General features: G+C 68.9%; 5 protein-coding genes. 4 read left to right on the top strand and 1 reads right to left on the bottom strand.

Annotation, left to right across the window (positions count from 1 at the left end; all coding sequences use genetic code 11):
• The 3 genes from AB0G14_RS35060 to AB0G14_RS35050 all read left to right on the top strand — a co-directional run.
• The coding region (locus AB0G14_RS35060) for an integrase core domain-containing protein (protein WP_357705005.1) at positions 1 to 384 on the top strand (384 nt) is incomplete at its 5' end.
• A 140-nt stretch (positions 385 to 524) separates the two neighbouring features.
• Complete coding sequence (locus AB0G14_RS35055; RefSeq protein ID WP_357705003.1) at positions 525 to 734, top strand: hypothetical protein; 210 nt, start codon at positions 525 to 527, stop codon at positions 732 to 734.
• Positions 735 to 798: 64 nt separating this feature from the next.
• Positions 799 to 921: a hypothetical protein gene (locus AB0G14_RS35050; protein WP_357705001.1), complete on the top strand. Its 123-nt coding sequence runs from the start codon at positions 799 to 801 to the stop codon at positions 919 to 921.
• A gap of 186 nt (positions 922 to 1,107) precedes the next feature.
• On the opposite strand, the gene AB0G14_RS35045 is transcribed toward AB0G14_RS35050, so the two are convergent.
• A complete protein-coding gene (locus AB0G14_RS35045) occupies positions 1,108 to 1,371 on the bottom strand; it encodes a hypothetical protein (RefSeq protein ID WP_357704998.1) in 264 nt (87 codons plus the stop codon).
• 1,101 nt (positions 1,372 to 2,472) lie between these two features.
• Here AB0G14_RS35045 and AB0G14_RS35040 point away from each other — a divergent pair.
• The coding region (locus AB0G14_RS35040) for a hypothetical protein (protein WP_357704996.1) at positions 2,473 to 3,842 on the top strand (1,370 nt) is incomplete at its 3' end.

Genomic DNA, 3,842 nt, shown 5'->3' with positions numbered 1-3,842 from the left:
GCTCCACGATCGACGGCGTTCCGCACACCCAACCATGATCCAACCCGAACGCCCCAGGTCAAGCCGACCCGCCGACGAGCACCTGACCAGTCACCCGCCCAGTACACCTCCGCCGAGTTCGCCCGTTACTGCGTGCGAACCCGGATACGCACGAGCGTGGGCCGTACCGGTGTGTGCTGGGACAACGCCGCCGCCGAATCGTTCTTCGCCACCCTCAAGAACGAGATGTATCACCGGCAGCGCTTCGACACCCGCGCCCGCGCCCGATTCGCCGTCGCCGAGTACATCGAAGTGTTCTACAACCGGCAACGACTGCACTCAGCCCTCGACTACCGCACCCCCGCCGAAGCCCTCACCGAACACCAGACCCTGATAGCAGCCTGACCAGCAAATCCACGAAGACCTGTCCAAGATCCTTGACACAGCTCAGGCCACCGGCGGCGGGCGGCTGGAGCCGGGCGGCGTTTGACGCTGCGGTTCACTGATCGGCTTGTCGTCACCCCGGCCGCCGCGCCGGCCAACCGTTGACCACCCGCACGATCGCCCCACTCATCCGCGACCTCGGCGTCCCCACCGTTCCCGGCCGCCTGGCCGCACTGCACCAACTCGTCCTCCAATCCCCGGCACCGATCGTCGCCCAGGCCCTCGGCTTCCACCACACCACCACCCAACGCCACCACGCCGCTGCCGGTGGAACCTGGAACCGCTACAGCCCTAGCCGCAACACACTGTGATCAGCGGACAGGGAATACAGGACAGTCGGATTACCGCACCCTGCCAGTCCGGGAGGCCCAGGGCGTGACCGTCGTCGCCGCGTCCAAACTCGCCCGCTGGCTCCGCCGGCAGACGACCGTCCTCGCCCCGGACGCCGTGACCAAGCTGTACGACATCGCCCGCCGCTTTACCACCTGGCTCCCCTGACCGGTCATCCCCACGACCGGGCCGCCGGTCACCGTGACTGCCGCGCGGTCATCACCACGACCGGCGGTCATCCCCACGACCACCCCGGTCACCGACGTGACCATCGGCCCCGGTCACCAGATGACCACCGACCGGTCACCACGATGACCGGTCACGAGGGTGACCACCGGCGGCGGCCACCGATGTCTACCCGCCATGACCCTGCTCGGGGACCTCTTCACCCGTGAGCCCGTGCAGCTCGACCTGCTCGCCGTCGACGAGGGTCAGCCGGGCCGGCCACCGCGCCGGCGGCTGCCCGGGGTGCTGCGGGCTGCCGGCGCGGGCCCAGTTGTCCCAGGTGTTCGGCTCCCCCGCGGGTGGCAAGCCCGGTGGCTGTGGCCTCTCGGACAGCTTCGTCAGGATCGCGGTGGAGACGGCGACAGGTTGGTCGATCTGCTCGGGGCTGAGCACGTCGGTGATGATGGGTTGGTGGAAGACGACAGGGATGCGGCGTCGCCGGGGCGTAATCCGTCGGGACAGGGCCCGGAGTGGTCGGTTCGTCTTGATCCGGATCCCTGGAGGCTGTCGTTGCCTGCGGGACTGGGTGGGGGGGCTTACGGATTCGACGGTGCAGGAGGCGATTATCAGCCGCCCGCGCGGGATGGCTCTCACATCCGGCCAGGGGGAGATCCCGGCCGGCAGCTTGACCCAGCTGTATGGGGGCCGGACCTCGCCAGGCCGGGTGGGCCAGCCGTTCAGCCTGACGACGACAGGTTCCTGGGGGTAAACGCCAACAGGATTCCTCCCCTGCAGTGGCCCCAACCAGACCAGATACCACCAGACCAGATGGACCAGATGGAGCTGGACCAGATGCTGCCGGCCCACATGCCGCCGGCCCCGATGGAGCTGGACTGGCCGTCGCTGCTGGGGCAGATGAACGCGGTGGCACCCGCCGACCCACTGGGACCGTACCCATTCGAGGACGCAGGAGGCGGTTATGAGCCGCCCGTGCCGGATGGTTTCCACAACTGGCCAGGGGTCGCGCCGCCTGATCCAGATGGTCTATGGGGTGGGCCAGACCTCGTCGGGCAGGGTGGGCCAGCCGCCCAGCTTGACGGCAGGTTCCTGGGGTTAGACGCCAACGGGAATCCTCCCCTGCAGTGGCACCAACCGGACCAGATACCACCGGACCAGATGGACCTGTACCCGATGCTGCTGGGGCAGATGCCGCCGGCCCAGATGCTGCCGGACCAGATGGAGCTGGACTGGCCGCTGCTGGGGCAGATGGACGCGGTGGCACCCGCCAACCAACTGGGACCGTACCAATTCGACCAGGAAGGAGCCGGTCCTCACTGGCCGGGAAATCCCGGCGGGCTGCCTAATCCAGCTAATCCAGCTGTATGGGGGTCAGACCTCGCCGGGCTGGCTGGGCCAGCCGGTCAGCCTGACGCCATGTTTCTGGGGGTAGACGCCACCGGGAACCCCCACCCGCAGTGGCACCAACCGGACCAGATACCGCCGGCCCCGATGCCACCGGCTCCGATGCCACCGGCCCAGACGGAGCCGGCCCCGATGGGGCTAGCCGAGATGGAGCCGAGCCAGATGGGGCTAGCCGAGATGGGGCCGGGCCAGTTGGGGCTGGGGGATGTAGACCAGAGGGGTCCGGGAGGGTCGGCCGGTGTCGCTGAGGCTGCTGGTTCGCCGCAACGGGCAGTAGTGGTGGACGGCTGGGGTGAGGGCGGCAAAGACCCCCAGGCCGTGCCCAGCACCGGCACAGTGAGAACCAGCGGTCAGTTGAGTGTCGCCGGGCACAAAGTACCTGTGGGCGGGCTGCGCGGGGAGGAGAAGGTATCCACCGCGGGCGAGGTGTCGTACTGGTACACCGAGTCGACGGTGTGGGTGCAATGGCCTGATGACGGGAAGAAGATGGTCACCTACCCGCGGCCGACCTTCACCGCCCCGTCGGCGGTGGACGGCTGGCCGCAGGACCGAGACCCGCAGGCCACGCACGGCACCGGCACAGTGACAGCCCACGGTGCGTTGAGTGTCGCCGGGCACAGAGTATCTGTGGGCAAGCGGCGCGGGGGGAAACCCGCCCAGGGCAAGGTGGAGTACTGGTACACCCCGTCGAGGGTGTGGGTGAAATGGCAGGAGCCCGCCCCTGCCCGGAAGGTGATGGTCGCCTACCCGCGGCCGGCCTTCGCCAAGCCGGAGCTACAGGAGGGCTGGAATGAGGAAGGCGTAGACCCGCAGGCCGTGCCCGGCACCGGCACAGTGACAGCCAACGGTGCGTTGAACGTCGCCGGGCACAGAGTATCTGTGGGCATGGTGCACGGGGAGAAGAAGGAGTCCACCGCGGGCGAGGTGTCGTACTGGTACACCGAGTCGACGGTGTGGGTGCAGTGGCAGCAGCCCGACGATTCTGGCCCGCTCCGGCAGGTGATGGTCACCTACCCGCAGCCGACCCTGAGCAGGCCGTCGGTGGTGGACAACTGGGGTGAGGGCGTAGACCCGCAGGCCACGCACGGCACCGGCACAGTGAAAGCCAACGGTCAGTTGAGTGTCGCCGGGCGCCATGTATCTGTGGGCCAGCGGCGTGGGGGGAAACCCGCCCAGGGTGCGGTGGAGTACTGGTACACCCCGTTGAGGGTGTGGGTGCAATGGCCCGATGGCCGGCAGGCGATGGTCGCCTTCCCGTGGCGGACCCTCATACCGGCGGCCGGTCGGGGGGGTGGGCCGGGTGGGCAGGCCGGCTCGCGGCCGGCGGTCGGAGGCGACGCCGCGACAACGGTGTTGCTCGCGTGGATTGAACCGCCGTCGTCGTCGGTTTGGAGCGAGGGGCGGCAGGCGCGTACGAGGCCGGCGGGACCGGTCGGCTCTCAGCCGGGTACCGAAGCGTCGCCCTACCTTCACCGACGTGTGCGTGACACCACGTCGGGATC

The organism is Micromonospora sp. NPDC023814, from assembly GCF_040639595.1.
In the GTDB taxonomy this organism is placed as follows: domain Bacteria; phylum Actinomycetota; class Actinomycetes; order Mycobacteriales; family Micromonosporaceae; genus Micromonospora.
This window is presented reverse-complemented; position numbering and strand designations above follow the sequence as displayed.